This window comes from Streptomyces sp. SAI-127 (assembly GCF_029894425.1).
GTDB lineage: Bacteria > Actinomycetota > Actinomycetes > Streptomycetales > Streptomycetaceae > Streptomyces.
In genome coordinates this window covers 2,164,418-2,181,161 of the sequence record NZ_JARXYJ010000001.1, presented here as the reverse complement: position 1 = coordinate 2,181,161, position 16,744 = coordinate 2,164,418, and the positions used below count along the sequence as shown (strand labels likewise).

The window sequence follows — 16,744 nt, the reverse complement described above, 5'->3', positions numbered from 1 at the left end:
CGACCGGCTCGGGAAACCGGCCGGTTCGACCGTTCGTCGCGTCCGGGATACCGCTCATCGCATACGGTCGACGCGCCGCCTTTTCAACCAGCTTGTTTGTTCCTACCGTCCGGGATCATGAGTCCCCCTGTCGCGCCCCCGGGTTGGAGCCGCTGGCTCGTCCCCCCGGCCGCTCTCTCGGTCCATCTCTCCATCGGCCAGGCGTACGCCTGGTCCGTGTTCAAGCCACCGCTCGAGTCCGCGCTCGGTCTCAGCGGCACGCAGAGCGCACTGCCCTTCCAGCTCGGCATCGTGATGCTCGGTCTGTCCGCCGCGTTCGGCGGCACGCTCGTGGAGCGCAACGGGCCGCGCTGGGCGATGACCGTGGCGCTGATCTGCTTCTCCTCCGGCTTCCTGCTCTCCGCGCTGGGCGCGGCCACCGAGCAGTACTGGCTGATCGTCCTCGGCTACGGCTTCGTCGGCGGCATAGGCCTCGGCATCGGCTACATCTCGCCGGTCTCCACCCTGATCAAGTGGTTCCCGGACCGGCCCGGCATGGCCACCGGCATCGCCATCATGGGCTTCGGCGGCGGCGCGCTCATCGCCTCGCCCTGGTCGGCGCAGATGCTGGACTCCTTCGGCTCCGACAGCTCCGGGATCGCCCTGGCGTTCCTCGTGCACGGGCTGTCGTACGCCGTCTTCATGCTCCTCGGAGTCCTGCTTGTGCGCGTGCCGCGCAGCGAGAAGCCGGTCGAGAGCGCGCCCAGTGCTTTCGAAGGGCCGCAGGTCTCGGCGCGCAACGCCGTGCGCACGCCCCAATTCTGGTGCCTGTGGGTCGTGCTCTGCATGAACGTGACCGCGGGCATCGGCATCCTGGAGAAGGCCGCGCCGATGATCACGGACTTCTTCAAGGAGACGTCGACCCCGGTCTCGGTGTCGGCGGCGGCCGGCTTCGTCGCGCTGCTGTCGGCGGCCAACATGGCCGGCCGGATCGGCTGGTCGTCGACGTCCGACCTGATCGGACGGAAGAACATCTACCGCGTCTACCTGGGCGTGGGCGCCGTGATGTACGGGCTCATCGCCCTGTTCGGTGACTCCTCCAAGCCGCTGTTCATCCTGTGCGCGCTGGTGATCCTGTCCTTCTACGGCGGCGGCTTCGCGACGATCCCCGCCTACCTGAAGGACCTTTTCGGCGCCTACCAGGTCGGCGCCATCCATGGCCGGCTGCTCACCGCGTGGTCCACGGCCGGCGTCCTCGGACCGCTGATCGTGAACTGGATCGCCGACCGGCAGGAGGACGCGGGCAAGAGCGGGGCCGCCCTCTACGGCCTGTCGTTCGTGATCATGATCGGGCTGCTGGTCGTCGGCTTCGTCGCCAACGAGCTGGTCCGCCCCGTCAGTGCCCGCCATCACATCCCCGCACCGAGGGAGGCCGCCGATGTCGCAGTCCGACAGCAGCCAGAGTCCGCCTGACCGGCGCCCGCTGATCGCCCTCGCCTGGGTGTGGGTCGGCGCACCGCTCGCCTACGGGCTCTACGAACTCGTACAGAAAGCGACCCAGCTGTTCACCGGGTGACTGTTCGGAAGGTGTTCGGGCGTCCGAGGGTGTGAGGGAAGCCGACAACTCGGGCGCCCGTTTCCTGTGGCCTTACGTGCCCGCGTACCCGTGAGTCACTGATCAGACTGGAGGATCCCAACCCAAGGCAACGAGGGGACCCTCCATGAACGGCTCGCGGATCGCCGCAGTCGGCCACTACCAGCCCGCCAAGGTACTCACCAACGAGGAACTGGCGGGCCTGGTCGACACCAGCGACGAGTGGATCAGGTCCCGGGTGGGGATCAAGACCCGCCACATCGCCGGTCCCGACGAGCCGGTCGACGAGCTCGCCTCGCACGCCGCCGCCAAGGCGCTGGCCTCCGCCGGGCTCACCCCCGCCGACATCGACCTGGTCCTGGTCGCCACCTCGACCGCCGTCGACCGGTCTCCCAACATGGCCGCCCGGGTCGCGGCCCGGCTCGGCATCCCCTCTCCGGCCGCGATGGACGTCAACGTGGTGTGCGCCGGCTTCACCCACGCCCTGGCCACGGCGGACCACACCGTCCGGGCCGGTGCGGCGACCCGGGCGCTGGTGATCGGCGCCGACAAGATGTCGGCGGTGACCGACTGGAGCGACCGCACCACCTGTGTGCTCGTCGGCGACGGGGCGGGGGCGGCGGTCGTCGAGGGGGCCGACGTGCCCGGCATCTCTCCCGTGCTGTGGGGATCGGTGCCCGAGATGGGGCACGCCGTGCGGATCGAGGGCGAACCGGCGCGGTTCGCGCAGGAAGGGCAGAGCGTCTACCGCTGGGCGACCACCAAACTTCCGGCGCTGGCCCGGCAGGCCTGCGAGCGCGCGGGGCTCACCCCCGAGGACCTCGCCGCGGTCGTGCTGCACCAGGCGAACCTGCGGATCATCGAGCCGCTCGCGGAGAAGATCGGCGCGGTCAACGCCGTGGTGGCCCGTGATGTCACGGAGTCCGGGAACACCTCGGCGGCCAGCATTCCGCTCGCGTTCTCCAAACTCGTCGAGCAGGGCGAGATCTCGACCGGGGACCCGGTGCTGCTCTTCGGGTTCGGCGGCAACCTGTCGTACGCCGGGCAGGTCGTCCGCTGCCCGTGAGATGCGGGATGTGACGCGGTCGACTCCCGGTTTACCTGGCCCCAGTGCGCCGTAGACTGTAGACAAAAGGCAACTGGTAGGGGTGTCCGGGGGTGTCCGCCCGCCGAGGAGGGGGACCGCGATGTTGTCGACAGGTCTGCCGCAGGGAGCCGTGCCGAAGCTCGAGCGTCCCGGTCCGCTGCGTGATCGTGTGTACGGGGCGTTGCTTGAACTGATCACGACGCGTGCTCTGCAGCCGGGTCAGCATTTGGTGGAGAGTGAGTTGGCGGGGCATCTGGGGGTGTCGCGGCAGCCGGTGCGTGAGGCGTTGCAGCGGTTGAACACTGAGGGGTGGGTGGATCTGCGGCCTGCTCAGGGTGCGTTCGTGCATGAGCCGACGGATGAGGAGGCTGATCAGCTGCTGACGGTGCGGACGTTGTTGGAGGCGGAGGCGGCGCGGTTGGCTGCGGCGAATGCGGGCAGTGCGGGTATTGCCGTGCTGGAGGAGTTGTGTGCGCAGGGGGAGAGTGCGGTTGCCGCGGACGATGTGGATGCGGCGGTGGCTCTGAATGCCCGGCTGCATGCCACGGTCATGGAGTTGGCGGGCAACGCGGTCCTGGCGGAGTTGGCGGGGCAGGTGGATCGCCGGGTGCGCTGGTATTACACGCCGATCGCCCGTCAGCGCGGGCAGCAGTCCTGGATCGAGCATCGTGAGCTGATCGCGGCGATCGCCGACCGCGACGAGCAGCGCGCCACCGAACTGATGCGGGAGCACACCGAACACACGCGGACGTCGTACCACGCTCGCCGACGCTCGTAGTCACCTCACCGGAACGCGTCCGTGTGGTCCTGGGCCCAGTGGGCGAAGGTGCGCGGCGGCCGCCCTGTGACCTGCTCCACCGTGGGCAGCACCACCGACTCGTCCAGGGTGCCGTCGACGAAGAAGGCGAAGAAGGCGTCCACGTACGGCTTCGGCACGCCGGCCGCCTCCATCTCGGCGCGTGTCTCCTCGTGCTCCAGTCCCACGGCACGCAGGTCCCGGCCCAGTGCCGCGCCGAGGATCCGGACCCGGTCGGCGGGCAACAGCGCCTCGGGGCCGGTGACTTCGAGAGCCCGGCCCGCGAACTCGTCGGACAGCAGGGCGCGCAGAGAGACCTGCGCGATGTCGTACGGGTCGATGTCGGTGGTCCGGGCGTCCGGGAAGGGCACCCGGACCGTGTCGCCCTCGCGGATCTGGTCAGCGAGCCGGAGCGCGTTGGTCATGAAGCTCGTCGGGCGCACGAACGTCCATGCGAGGCCCGAGTCGCGTACGGCGTCCTCCGCGTCCAGCAGATAGCCGGCGACCGCGTTGTCCCGGTCGCCGGTGCCCGCCGACAGGCCGGAGAGCAGGACCACGCGACGCACTCCCGCGGCCCGCGCGTCCGCCAGAATCTCCCGCTGGCCGCCGTACCCGGGCATCAGGAACAGCCCTCGTACGCCGTCCAGCGCGGCCCGTACGGTCTCGGGCCGGTTCAGATCTCCCGCCACGGCCTCCACGCCCGCCGGTAACCCCTCGCTCCGCCCGGACCGGCTGACCGCCCGTACCCGCTCGCCGGACTCCGCCAGCGCCCGCACGAGTTCGGCCCCCACGTTCCCCGTCGCACCGGTCACCAGAAACATGTGCTCCCCTCTCTTGCGCCCATCCTGCGGGGCGGGGTGCCGGGACACCAGAGTGCGACACGCCTTTGTCCTGCGAGTGGAGAAAGTCGGCATCAATCTCTGCACAGCTTCTTCCCAGGTTCGGCAGCCGCTGCTACGTTCCCCTCGAAAGACCGGCAACCGGTGGCCGAAAGAGGCGGGGAGGGGCTCGTGAGACGCATGACGGCTCGACCCGCGAACGCGCATCAGGCCCGGCTGCTCAAGCTGTTGCGCGACGGAGGACCCAACTCGCGTGCACAACTGGGCGATCAGGTCGACCTGTCACGGTCCAAACTGGCCGTGGAGGTGGACCGTCTGCTGGAGACGGGCCTGATCGTGGCCGACGGACTCGCCGCCTCCCGCGGTGGGCGCCGCTCCCACAACATCCGGCTCGCCCCGAACCTGCGTTTCCTCGGCGTGGACATCGGCGCGACCTCGGTCGACGTCGCCGTCACCAACGCCGAGCTGGAGATCCTGGGACATCTCAACCAGCCCATGGACGTCCGCGAGGGCCCGGTCGCGGTCTTCGAGCAAGTCCTGTCCATGGCAGCGAAGTTGAAGGCCTCGGGGCTCGCGGAGGGGTTCGACGGCGCCGGCATCGGCGTCCCGGGACCGGTCCGCTTCCCCGAGGGTGTTCCGGTGGCTCCGCCGATCATGCCGGGCTGGGACGGCTTCCCCGTACGGGAGGCGCTCAGCCAGGAACTCGGCTGTCCGGTCATGGTCGACAACGACGTGAACCTGATGGCGATGGGGGAGATGCACGCGGGCGTCGCACACTCCGTGGGTGACTTCCTCTGCGTCAAGATCGGTACCGGCATCGGCTGCGGCATCGTCGCCGGCGGTGAGGTCCACCGCGGGGTGACGGGCAGCGCGGGCGACATCGGGCACATCCAGGCCGTGCCCGACGGACGCCCGTGCGCCTGCGGCAACCGGGGCTGTCTGGAAGCCCACTTCAGCGGGGCCGCCCTCGCCCGGGACGCCGTGGAGGCGGTCGAGCAGGGGCGCTCCGAGGAACTCGCCGCACGCCTCGCGGCGAACGGCGGCCTGACCGCGGTCGACGTCGCCGCCGCCGCTGCCGCCGGTGACGCCACCGCCCTCGACCTGATCCGTGAGGGAGGCAACCGGACCGGCCAGGTCATCGCCGGACTGGTCAGCTTCTTCAACCCGGGCCTGGTGGTGATCGGCGGCGGGGTGACCGGCCTCGGCCACACCCTGCTCGCCGCGATCCGCACCCAGGTCTACCGCCAGTCACTGCCGCTGGCGACCGGCAACCTTCCCATCGTTCTGGGGGAGTTGGGCCCCACCGCCGGAGTCATCGGCGCGGCCCGGCTCATCAGCGACCACCTGTTCTCACCCGCGTAAGCCACTTCTCGGTACGGCACTTTCCGCCACGGCACCTTCTGATCCGCCCCTCAGCACAGCGCTCCTGCTTCGCCCTGCCCTGAAACCGGCCCGCACGCCCGCCAAGGGGACCTCATGGCACCAGAACCACCGCTGCTCAGCATGTCCGGCATCACCAAGTCGTTCCCCGGAGTCCGGGCCCTCGACGGCGTGGACCTCGATGTCCAGGCCGGCGAAGTGCACTGTCTGCTCGGCCAGAACGGGGCCGGGAAATCCACCCTCATCAAGGTGCTGGCCGGCGCCCACCAGCCCGACACCGGCCGCCTGCGCTGGCGCGGCGAGGAGGTCACGCTCCGCACGCCGATCGCCGCCATGCGCCTCGGCATCGCCACCATCTACCAGGAACTCGACCTGGTGGAGCACCTGTCCGTGGCCGAGAACGTCCACCTCGGCCACGAACCCACGGCGGCGGGGTTCGTCGTACGGGGCAAGGCGGCACGTCAGTCGACAGCCGCACTGCTACGACGGCTCGGGCACCCGGAGATCGACCCGGCGCGCCTGGTCGGGGAGTTGTCGGCGGCACAGCAGCAGATCGTGTCCATGGCGCGCGCCCTCTCCCACGACGTACGGCTGATCGTGATGGACGAACCGTCCGCCGCACTCGACCCGGACGAGGTCGACAACCTCTTCCGGATCGTCGGCGACCTCACCGCCGAGGGCGTCGCCGTCGTCTACATCTCCCACCGCCTGGAGGAGATCCGCCGGATCGGGGACCGGGTGACCGTCCTCAAGGACGGCCGGGCGGTCGCCGTCGGACTGCCCGCGAAATCGACGCCGACCCGCGAGGTCGTGGCGCTGATGACGGGCCGCAACGTCGAGTACGTCTTTCCGGACCGGCCGACGGCCCCCGCGAAGGGCGAGCGGCCACTCCTCGAAGTCCAAGGGCTCGGTCGGCAGGGCGAGTTCGAACCCCTGGACCTCGCGATCCACCCCGGAGAGATCGTCGGCCTCGCCGGACTCGTCGGCTCGGGACGCTCCGAGATCCTGGAGACGGTCTACGGCGCCCGGAAGCCCACCTCCGGTCAAGTCCTCGTGGACGGCAAGGCGTTGAAGCCGGGCAGTGTCCGAGCGGCCGTCCGCGCAGGGATCGGACTGGCCCCCGAGGAGCGCAAGGCGCAGGCCCTGCTGATGCTGGAGTCGGTCACCCGCAACGTCTCCGTCTCCTCCATGTCCCGCTTCTCCCGGGCCGGTTGGATCGACCGGGGAGCCGAACTCGGCGCGGCCCGGGCGGCGACCCGCGAACTGTCACTGCGGCCCGACAACCCCTCCGTGCCGATCCGCACCCTGTCCGGCGGCAACCAGCAAAAAGCGGTCCTGGCCCGCTGGCTGCTGCGCGGCTGCCGGGTCCTCCTGCTCGACGAACCCACCCGGGGCGTCGACGTCGGCGCCCGCGCCGAGCTGTACGCGGTCGTCCGGCGACTGGCCGACGAAGGCCTGGCCGTGCTGCTGGTCTCCAGCGAGGTCCCCGAGGTGCTCGGCCTCGCCGACCGCGTCCTGGTGCTCCGCGAGGGCCGTGTCGTGCATACGGCACCCGCCCGTGAGCTCGACGAACACCGTGTACTCGACCTCGTCATGGAAGGAAGCCCGGCGTCATGACGCAACATGTGTCCCCGCCCCGGGGGAGCGCCGACAAAGTGCCTTCGGCGAACGAATCGTTCGCGTGGCGAGGGGTGTTCGCCCGCGCCGACGTGCGCACCCTCTCCCTCCTCGGTGTGCTCGCCGTACTGATCCTCATCGGCGGCATCACCAAGCCCGACGAGTTCCTCGACACCCGCAACCTCCAACTCGTCCTCACCCAGGCCTCGGTGATCGGTGTCGTCACCGTCGGCATGACCTTCGTCATCACCTCCGGCGGCATCGACCTGTCCGTCGGCGCGATCGTCGCCCTCGCCTCGGTGTGGGCCACCACCGTCGCCACCCAGGAGTACGGCTTCGCGGGCATCCTCTTCACCGCGGTGCTCGTCGGAGTCGGCTGCGGCCTGGTCAACGGACTGCTCATCGCGTACGGCGGGATGGTCCCGTTCATCGCCACGCTCGCCATGCTCGCCTCGGCCCGTGGACTGGCCCTGCAGATCACCGACGGCAGGACGCAGATCGTCTCGATCAACAGCGTGCTGGATCTCGGAGAGCGCGACGCGTATGTGCTCGGCATCCCTCCGCTGGTCCTGGTCTTCGCGGTCGTGACGATCATCGGCTGGCTGGTGCTGAACCGCACCACCTTCGGCCGCCGCACGGTCGCCGTCGGCGGCAACGCCGAGGCCGCCCGGCTCGCCGGCATCGACGTCCGCCGTCAACGCCTCTACCTCTACCTGCTGTCCGGACTGTGCTGCGGCATCGCGGCCTTCCTGCTGATCATCCTGTCCGGCTCCGGCCAGAACACCAACGGCAACCTCTACGAGCTCGACGCCATCGCCGCCGCGATCATCGGCGGAACCCTGCTCAGCGGGGGCCGCGGCACCATCACCGGCTCCGTGCTCGGCGTCCTGATCTTCACCACGATCACCAACATCTTCGCCCTGAACAACCTGCAGAGCGACGTCCAGCAGATCGCCAAGGGAGCGATCATCGTCGCCGCCGTGCTGGTCCAGCGCCGTACCGCAAGCACGACCTGAGGAAAGGGTTCACCGCCATGCCAGAGCACACGAGCCGCTTCACCAGTCGCAGAGGGCTGCTCTTCGGGACCGCCGCCGTCGGGGCCGGTGCCCTCCTCGCAGGTTGCACCAGCAACGACTCCAGCGACGACGAACCGGCCGCGAACGACCAGCCGGCCGCCGCCGAGTCGTCCGGCAAGCCGGTCACCATCGGCTTCGCCGGACCGCAGGCCGACCACGGCTGGCTCAACGCCATCAACGACAACGCCAAGAACCGGGCAAAGAAGTACTCCGACGTCACCCTGGAGATCACCGAGGGCTCCAACGACACCGCCCAGCAGATCGGCCAGATAGAGACCCTGATCAACAAGAAGGTCGACGTCCTGGTGGTGCTGCCCGCCGACGGCAAGGCCCTCACCCAGGTCGGCCTCAAGGCGATGCGCGCCGGGATCCCGGTCGTCAACCTCGACCGCATCTTCAACACCCCGCAGGCGTACCGCTGCTGGATCGGCGGCGACAACTACGGCATGGGCCTCAACGCCGGCCACTACATCGGCGAGAAGCTCAAGGGAAAGTCGAACGCCAAGGTCATCGAACTGGCCGGACTCGACAACCTGGAACTCACCAAGCAGCGCACCAAGGGCTTCGACGACGCCCTGAAGAACTACCCCAACGTCCGGAAGGTGGCCCGCCAGGCCGCCGAGTTCACGGTGGAGTCCGGACAGGCCAAGATGGCCCAGCTCCTGCAGGCCCAGTCGAGCTTCGACGCGCTGTGGAACCACGACGACGACCAGGGCGTGGGCGCACTGCGCGCCATCGACCAGGCCGGCCGCGACGACTTCCTGATGGTCGGCGGCGCGGGCGCCCTGTCCGCCTTCCAGGCCATCAAGCAGGACAACGGTGTCCTCAAGGCGACCGTCCTGTACCCGCCGACCATGGCCGCCTCCGCGATCGACCTCGCCCGCGCCCTCGGCCAGTCCAAGGGCATCAGCGGCCTCTCCGAGTTCGAGATCCCGGCCTCGCTCACCCTCTACTCGGCCGTCGTCGACAAGACCAACGTCGACCAGTACATGTCCACCGGTTTCAAGTGAGGCGTCCCGAGCCGGGGCCCGACTTACCGGCCGGGCCGGCCGCGGACAGCGGTGTGCCCCGGCCCGGCCGAGCCGAACGGCAGGTCCCAGGAGCCCGGTTCGTCGACGGACCGGGCTGCACCCCCCACCGCGCCACGACGACGAGGAGGACATCGCGCATGGCACAGCCGCAGCAGTCAGAGGAGGCCGAGGTGCCGCCGCTCCGGGTCGGCATGGTCGGTTACGCCTTCATGGGCGCCGCCCACTCCCAGGGCTGGCGGACCGTCGGACGCGTCTTCGACCTGCCCCGCCGCCCGGTGCTCGCCGCGATCTGCGGACGGGACGCGGACGCCGTGCGCCGGGCAGCCGACCGGCACGGCTGGGCGGCCGTCGAGACCGACTGGCGGGCCCTGATCGAGCGGGACGACGTCGACCTCGTCGACATCTGCACCCCCGGCGACAGCCACGCCGAGATCGCCGTCGCCGCGCTCGCCGCCGGTAAGCACGTGCTGTGCGAGAAGCCCCTCGCCAACACCGTCGAGGAGGCACGGGTGATGACCCGGGCCGCCGAAGAGGCCCTCGACCGGGGCCGGTTCGCGATGGTCGGCTTCAACTACCGCCGGGTGCCCGCCACCGCGCTGGCCCGCCGGATGGTGGCGGAAGGACGGCTCGGCACTCTCCGGCACGTGCGGGCGACCTACCTCCAGGACTGGCTCGTGGACCCCGAGTTCCCCCTGACCTGGCGGCTGCGCCGGGAGCAGGCAGGATCGGGCTCGCTCGGCGACCTGGGCGCGCACATCGTCGACCTCGCCCAGTACCTGGCGGGAGAGCCACTGGCCGGAGTCTCCGCGCTGACCGAGACCTTCGTACGGGAGCGCCCGCTGACCGGCGGGGCCGTCAAAGGCCTGTCCGCCGTCTCCGGTACCGGCACCGGTCAGGTCACCGTGGACGACGCGGCCCTGTTCACCGGCCGCTTCACCTCCGGCGCCCTCGCCTCCTTCGAGGCCACCCGTTACGCCACCGGCCGCAAGAACTCCCTGCGCATCGAACTCAACGGCGATCGCGGCTCGTTGGCCTTCGACCTGGAACGGCTCAACGAACTCTCCTACCACGACGGCACGGAACCCGCGGCGCGCGCCGGTTTCCGCCGCATCCTCGTCACCGAGCCCGACCACCCCTACCTGGACGCCTGGTGGCCGCCCGGCCACGGCCTCGGCTACGAGCACACCTTCGTCCATCAGGCCCGCGACCTCGTCGAGGCCATTGCGTCCGGCGCCGACCCGAGGCCGTCGTTCGCCGACGGGCTGCAGGTCCAGCGGGTGCTCGCGGCGGTGGAGGAGAGCGCCGAGAAGAACTCCGTCTACACCCCGATAGCCGTCTGAGGAGGCTTGGAAAAGGATGCCGCGTCAGTTCACGCTCTTCACCGGCCAGTGGGCCGACCTCCCCCTCGAAGAGGTCTGCCGTCTCGCGCGCGACTTCGGCTACGACGGGCTCGAACTCGCCTGCTGGGGCGATCACTTCGAGGTCGACAAGGCGCTCGCGGATCCGTCGTATCTGGACTCCCGGCGCGCGCTGCTCGACAAGTACGGCCTCAAGTGCTGGGCGATCTCCAACCACCTGGTCGGCCAGGCCGTCTGCGACGCGATCATCGACGAACGTCACCGGGCCATCCTGCCGGGCGAGGTGTGGGGCGACGGCGATGCGGAAGGGGTCCGGCGGCGGGCCGCGAACCGGATGAAGGACACCGCGCGGGCCGCACGCGCCTTCGGCGTCGACACCGTCATCGGCTTCACCGGCTCCGCCATCTGGCACCTGGTCGCGATGTTCCCGCCCGCCCCCGAGTCGATGATCGACCGCGGGTACGAGGACTTCGCCGAGCGCTGGAACCCGATCCTGGACGTCTTCGACGCGCAGGGCGTGCGGTTCGCCCACGAGGTCCACCCCAGCGAGATCGCCTACGACTACTGGACCACCCAGCGCGCTCTGGAGGCGGTGGGCCACCGGGCGGCCTTCGGCCTCAACTTCGACCCCTCCCACTTCGTGTGGCAGGACCTGGACCCGGTCGGTTTCCTCTACGACTTCCGCGACCGGATCTACCACGTCGACTGCAAGGAAGCCCGCAAGCGCCTCGACGGCCGCAACGGCCGCCTCGGCTCCCACCTGCCCTGGGGCGACCCGCGCCGCGGCTGGGACTTCGTCTCCGCGGGGCACGGTGACGTTCCCTGGGAGGACGTCTTCCGCATGCTGCGCTCCATCGACTACCAGGGCCCGGTCTCGGTCGAGTGGGAGGACGCCGGCATGGACCGGCTCCAGGGCGCACCCGAGGCACTGAACCGGCTGAAGGCGTACGACTTCGAGCCGCCGTCGGCCTCGTTCGACGCGGCCTTCGGAGGCAACGACTGAGCCACGCTGGTCAGTTCCGGGATGACGGCGCACCCCGCCCACCCGCACCCCCGTACGACCGGCCCCATTCTGGAGGCACCCGTGCACGGGAAAGACCGCACCACCCCAACCGACAGAATCGAGACCCACAGACGCACCCCCTGGCGCAGAGCGGCGGCCGGCGCGAAGTCGGCCGCGGTGCCGGTTCCGGGGGCGTCGCCCGCCGGGGCGTTCAAGAACGGTGACTGGATCTCCTTCACGCCATACGTCCTGATGGCGACCGTCCCGGTGGCCGGCGGCTGGGAGACCTTCCAGAACGTCACCGCCGGCCTGTTCGACGTGGACGACTTGACCTTCACGACCGGCTGAGAGGAGAGGCTCGTATGAACACAACCGGACGATGGACGACGGCCGTTGTGGGAGCGACCCTGCTCCTCGGATGTGTGTCCGAACCCGCCGCGTCGCACTCCGCGGACGCCGAACGCGTGCTGGTCTTCTCCAAGACGGCCGGCTTCCGGCACGACTCCATCCCCGACGGTGTCGCCGCGGTGAAGCAGCTCGGTGAGACCGGCGGCTTCACGGTCGACGCCACCGAGGACGCGAACGCGTTCACCCCGCGCAACCTGCGCCGGTACGACGCGGTCGTGTTCCTCTCCACCACCGGAGACGTCCTCGACCCCACCCAACAGCGGGCCTTCGAGGGCTACATCCGGAACGGCGGCGGATACGTCGGTATCCACGCGGCCGCCGACACCGAGTACGACTGGGCGTTCTACGGCGGCCTCGCCGGCGCCTACTTCCAGTCGCACCCGGCGATCCAGCCGGCCACGGTGGTGGTCGAGGACCGGGCCCATCCGTCCACGTCAGCGCTGCCTCCGACGTGGAACCGGACCGACGAGTGGTACAACTACCGCTCCAATCCCCGTGATCGGGCCCACGTCGTCGCCTCCCTCGACGAGTCTTCGTACACCGGCGGCACCATGAACGGCGACCATCCCATCGCCTGGTGCCAGGATTACCAGGGCGGCCGTGCCTTCTACACCGGCCTCGGCCACACGAAGGAGTCGTACACGGACCCGGCGTTCCGCGGCCATGTCCTGGGCGGAATCCGGTATGCGATCGGCGACGCACAGGCCGACTGCCGACCGGAGAACGGCTACCGTCCGCTCTTCGACGGCACGGCCGAGTCACTGGACGACTGGAAACAGGCGGGTCCGGGCTCCTTCATCCGGTCCGACGACGGCACGCTCACCTCGTCCGGCGGTATGGGGATGCTCTGGTACGCCGGTTCCGGGCAGGGCTTCGGGTCGTACTCCCTGAAGCTCGACTGGAAGATGGCGAGCGCTTCGGGCGACGACAACTCCGGTGTGTTCGTGGGCTTCCCGCCCTCGGACGACCCCTGGTCCGCCGTCGACAACGGCTACGAGATCCAGATCGACGCCACCGACGTACCCGAGAAGACCACGGGGTCCGTCTACGGCTTCCGCTCCGCCGACCTGAAGAAGCGCGACCGTGCGCTGAACCCGCCGGGGGAGTGGAACACGTACGAGATCCGCGTGGAGGGCGAACGCCTCCGCGTCTGGCTCAACGGCGTGAAGATCAACGATTTCACCAACACCGATCCGGCCCGGAGTCTGCGTGACGGGCATGTCGGCATCCAGAACCACGGAGCCGACGACCAGGTGTCGTTCCGCGACATCCGGATCAAGGAACTGCTCGTCAAGGGCGACTGAGCGGCGGCGGGCGGGGGACGCCGGACCCCCGCCCGCCGTCTTGATCCCTTCGTCGTTCATCCCTTCGTCGCAGGGTCTGCGCACCCGTCTGCGCACCCATGTGCTCGGCAAGGAGGCTGCCATGTCCGCGTCCGAATCCGTACCGCGCGTCGGCGTCTGGCTGATCGGGGCCCGCGGCTCCGTCGCCACGACGGTCGTCGCGGGCTGCGCCGCCATGACCGCGGGCCTGCACCCGCCGACGGGCCTGCTCACCGAGACACCACCCTTCACCGCAAGCGGCCTGCCCGCCTTGTCCTCCCTCGTCTTCGGCGGCCACGACACGGTGGACTGCCCCCTGCCCAAACGGGCGGAGGTCCTGGCGGCGGGCGGTGTCCTGCCCCACGGCCTGCCGACAGCGGTGAGCGCCGAACTCGCCGCCGCGGAACGGGAGATCAGGCCCGGCGGCCCCCTCCCCGGCGACACGAGGTCCGAGGAGGACCTGATCGCCGCCTTCGCCGCGGACATACGGTCCTTCGTACGACGGTGTCGGCTGACGCGCGCGGTAGTGGTGAACGTCGCCTCCACCGAGCCCGCACCCACCGGCGACGCCCTGCCTCCGAGCTCCCTGTACGCGGCGGCAGCCCTGCGCGCGGGCTGCGCGTATGTGAACTTCACCCCCTCGACAGGCCTGCACCACCCCTCGCTGAGGCGGCAGGCCGAGTCCTTCGGCCTGCCCTTCGCGGGCCGCGACGGCAAGACCGGCCAGACCCTGCTCCGGTCCGTCCTGGGCCCGATGTTCACCCAACGCGCCCTGACGGTCCGGGCCTGGTCCGGCACCAATCTCCTCGGCGGCGGCGACGGGGCCTCCCTCGCCGACCCGTCGGCCGCCGCGGCGAAGAACGCCGGTAAGGAACGCGTCCTGGCCGACACCCTCGGCACCACCCCGGAGGGCGAGGTCCACATCGACGACGTCCCCGCCCTCGGCGACTGGAAGACCGCCTGGGACCACATCGCCTTCGACGGCTTTCTCGGCACCCGCATGGTCCTCCAGACCACCTGGCAGGGCTGCGACTCCTCCCTGGCCGCACCCCTCGTACTCGACCTGGCCCGTCTGACCGCCCGCGCGCACGAGAGGGGCCTGTCCGGCCCACTGAGCGAACTGGGCTTCTACTTCAAGGACCCGGTGGGGGAGGGCCCCGCGGGGCTGGGGGAACAGTACGCGCGGCTGGTGGGGTTCGCGGAGCGGCTCCGGGAGGAACGCTCCGGGGGCGGTGGCTTTGCTGATCGCCGTGGCGGCCCTTCCGCCGAGCCGGCCGATGGTTCGGGGGAGCAGTGGTGAGGGCGAGCGGAGCCGCGGCACCGGAGGGACTGTCCAAGGCAGGGGGCGCGGGCGGGGCCGGGACGACGGTGACCCCCACCACGCCCCCGCTCAAGGAGCCTTCACCGTTCACCGCACCACCGAGCCGTACGCACACCAGCCGCCCCGACCGCGCCCACGCCTGGGCCGAACTCCTGCGCCTGCCCGCCCTGTTCACCGTCCCCGGCGACGCCCTCGCCGGAGCGGCGGCAGTCTCCGCCCGGCCCACTGCCCGGACTCTCCTCGCGATCGCTTCCTCCCTCTGTCTCTACGAGGCCGGCATGGCCCTCAACGACTGGGCCGACCGTGACGTGGACGCGGTGGAACGCCCTCACCGACCCCTCCCTTCCGGCCGTATCCGCCCCGTGGCAGCCCTTGGCGCGGCCTGCGCCCTCACCGGCGCTGGCCTCTCCCTGGCGGCCTGCGCGGGCCGCCCCGCCCTGACGGTCGCGGTCCCACTCGCGGGCACGGTCTGGGCGTACGACCTCGCCCTGAAGAACACCCCGACAGGACCGTTCGCCATGGCGACGGCACGAGGGCTGGACCTGCTGCTCGGTGCGGCGGCGACGGCCGGGGCCGGCGTTGTGGGCGCGGGCCCCTTCGGTTCGAGGGCTGGCGTGGACGGCGTGGACGGCGTGGGCCGGAGGGGCGGTGCGTGCCGAGCGTGGGCTACTGCCGTCGCCGACGCGCCTCGGGCGGCCTTGGGGGCGGCAACCGTTCCCGGCGTCGTGGACGGCATCCACCGGGCCCCGACCTCCGCCTCTCTCCTTGGCATCCGTCGGGCTCTGCCCTCCGCAGCCCTGCTCGGCGCCCACACTCTCGCCCTCACCACCGTGTCCCGCCGCGAAGCCCAGGGCGGCTCGCCTCTGGCCCCCTTCGCAGCGCTCGCCGTGACTGCCGCACTGACACGGACGGTGACCCGACAGCGTTCGCTCCCGACGGACCGGATCGCCGGTGGCCGACGCGGTACCGGATCGCGCCGGATGGCGGATGTGGCGAACCTGGCCGCCGCAGCCATGTCCCGGCTGTCGCACCCCCCACGGCAGACCGGCGATCACATGACCCCGCCAGGCCCCAGGCCCGAACCCCTCGACACTCACGCGGTCCTGCGCCTCGCCCTCGCCGCCGCCTACGCGGCCACCACCGCCCGTCCCTACCTCCACGCCACCCTCAACCCCTCACCCCCGCTCACCCAACGAGCCGTCACCGCCGGCATCCGAGCCACGATCCCCCTCCAGGCCGCCCTCACCGCCCGCTCGGGCGCGAAGGGCGCGACCGTCACAGCACTGCTCACCACCGCCCTCGCCCCACTGGCAGGACGCTTCGCGAGGAAGGTCAGCGTCACATGACCGACCCCTTCTCCCCGCGCCGACCCATTCCGGACCCTGGCGGCGACATGACGGGCCGCGTTGGTCCGACCCGGCCTGGGGGCCCTGGTGCTGACATGGCCGACCCCGTTGTTGGGCCCCAGCCCATTCCGGCTCCCGGTGACGACATGACGGGCCCCGTCGCTCTGCCCCGGCCCCCTCGGGGCTCCGGTGCAGTCATGGCCGGCGCCGTTGCTTGGCTCCGGCCCATCTCACGTCCCGGTGACGACATGACGGGCCCCGTTGCTCTGTCCCAGCCCCGTCGGGGCTCCGGTGCAGCCATGGCCCGCCCCGGTGTTCGACTCCGGCCCACCTCAGGTCCCGGTGACGACATGACGGGCCCCGTTGCTCCGCCCCAACCCCCTCGGGGCCCCGGAGCAGCCATCGCCCGCCCCGGTGTTCGACTCCGGCCCATCTCTGGCCCCGGTGACGACATGACGGGCCCCGTTGCTCCGCCCCAACCCCCTCGGGGCCCCGGAGCAGCCATCGCCCGCCCCGGTGTTCGACTCCGGTCCACCTCTGGTCCCGGCGGCGACACCACTGCCCCGCCCGCTCCAGGCCCCAACGGC

At 70.7% G+C, this 16,744-nt stretch carries 15 protein-coding genes; 14 read left to right on the top strand and 1 reads right to left on the bottom strand.

Annotated elements, in window-relative coordinates:
* Positions 1–117 precede the first annotated feature (117 nt).
* From M2157_RS10270 to M2157_RS10255, 4 genes are all read left to right on the top strand, one after another.
* A complete protein-coding gene (locus tag M2157_RS10270; protein WP_266510129.1) occupies positions 118–1,452 on the top strand; it encodes an OFA family MFS transporter in 1,335 nt (444 codons plus the stop codon).
* A complete protein-coding gene (locus tag M2157_RS10265; RefSeq protein WP_176742386.1) occupies positions 1,418–1,555 on the top strand; it encodes a hypothetical protein in 138 nt (45 codons plus the stop codon). Before M2157_RS10270 ends, M2157_RS10265 begins: the two co-directional genes overlap by 35 nt.
* 145 nt (positions 1,556–1,700) lie before the next feature.
* The gene (locus M2157_RS10260; protein ID WP_280865074.1) at positions 1,701–2,639 is read left to right on the top strand and encodes a beta-ketoacyl-ACP synthase III; all 939 of its coding nucleotides are present in this window, start codon (positions 1,701–1,703) and stop codon (positions 2,637–2,639) included.
* A 121-nt stretch (positions 2,640–2,760) separates the two neighbouring features.
* Positions 2,761–3,438, top strand: coding sequence for a GntR family transcriptional regulator (locus M2157_RS10255; protein WP_280865073.1), 678 nt, complete (start codon positions 2,761–2,763; stop codon positions 3,436–3,438).
* Positions 3,439–3,443: 5 nt separating this feature from the next.
* Here the strand turns inward: M2157_RS10255 and M2157_RS10250 are convergent, their stop codons facing one another.
* Positions 3,444–4,277: an NAD(P)H-binding protein gene (locus M2157_RS10250; RefSeq protein ID WP_280865072.1), complete on the bottom strand. Its 834-nt coding sequence runs from the start codon at positions 4,275–4,277 to the stop codon at positions 3,444–3,446.
* Positions 4,278–4,475: 198 nt separating this feature from the next.
* On the opposite strand from M2157_RS10250, the gene M2157_RS10245 reads away from it, so the two are divergent.
* The 10 genes from M2157_RS10245 to M2157_RS10200 all read left to right on the top strand — a co-directional run bounded on the left by M2157_RS10245 (position 4,476) and on the right by M2157_RS10200 (position 16,157).
* Complete coding sequence (locus M2157_RS10245; protein WP_280861507.1) at positions 4,476–5,657, top strand: ROK family transcriptional regulator; 1,182 nt, start codon at positions 4,476–4,478, stop codon at positions 5,655–5,657.
* A gap of 114 nt (positions 5,658–5,771) precedes the next feature.
* On the top strand, positions 5,772–7,292 hold the full coding sequence (locus tag M2157_RS10240; RefSeq protein WP_280861506.1) for a sugar ABC transporter ATP-binding protein: 1,521 nt from the start codon (positions 5,772–5,774) through the stop codon (positions 7,290–7,292).
* On the top strand, positions 7,289–8,308 hold the full coding sequence (locus tag M2157_RS10235) for an ABC transporter permease (protein ID WP_280861505.1): 1,020 nt from the start codon (positions 7,289–7,291) through the stop codon (positions 8,306–8,308). The genes M2157_RS10240 and M2157_RS10235 overlap by 4 nt, the downstream gene beginning before the upstream one ends.
* A 17-nt stretch (positions 8,309–8,325) precedes the next feature.
* A complete protein-coding gene (locus tag M2157_RS10230) occupies positions 8,326–9,378 on the top strand; it encodes a substrate-binding domain-containing protein (protein ID WP_057616215.1) in 1,053 nt (350 codons plus the stop codon).
* 158 nt (positions 9,379–9,536) lie between these two features.
* Positions 9,537–10,739: a Gfo/Idh/MocA family oxidoreductase gene (locus tag M2157_RS10225; RefSeq protein ID WP_280865071.1), complete on the top strand. Its 1,203-nt coding sequence runs from the start codon at positions 9,537–9,539 to the stop codon at positions 10,737–10,739.
* A 16-nt stretch (positions 10,740–10,755) separates the two neighbouring features.
* The gene (locus tag M2157_RS10220) at positions 10,756–11,760 is read left to right on the top strand and encodes a sugar phosphate isomerase/epimerase family protein (protein WP_280865070.1); all 1,005 of its coding nucleotides are present in this window, start codon (positions 10,756–10,758) and stop codon (positions 11,758–11,760) included.
* Positions 11,761–11,781: 21 nt separating this feature from the next.
* Positions 11,782–12,108: a hypothetical protein gene (locus M2157_RS10215; RefSeq protein WP_280865069.1), complete on the top strand. Its 327-nt coding sequence runs from the start codon at positions 11,782–11,784 to the stop codon at positions 12,106–12,108.
* A 14-nt stretch (positions 12,109–12,122) separates the two neighbouring features.
* Positions 12,123–13,472, top strand: a complete 1,350-nt coding sequence (locus tag M2157_RS10210) for a ThuA domain-containing protein (RefSeq protein ID WP_280865068.1) — start codon at positions 12,123–12,125, stop codon at positions 13,470–13,472.
* Between the two features lie 121 nt (positions 13,473–13,593).
* A complete protein-coding gene (locus tag M2157_RS10205; RefSeq protein WP_280865067.1) occupies positions 13,594–14,790 on the top strand; it encodes an inositol-3-phosphate synthase in 1,197 nt (398 codons plus the stop codon).
* Positions 14,784–16,157 carry an SCO3242 family prenyltransferase gene (locus M2157_RS10200; protein WP_280865066.1) on the top strand — a complete coding sequence of 458 codons (1,374 nt, stop codon included), beginning with the start codon at positions 14,784–14,786 and terminating at the stop codon, positions 16,155–16,157. The genes M2157_RS10205 and M2157_RS10200 overlap by 7 nt, the downstream gene beginning before the upstream one ends.
* Positions 16,158–16,744: the final 587 nt, after the last annotated feature.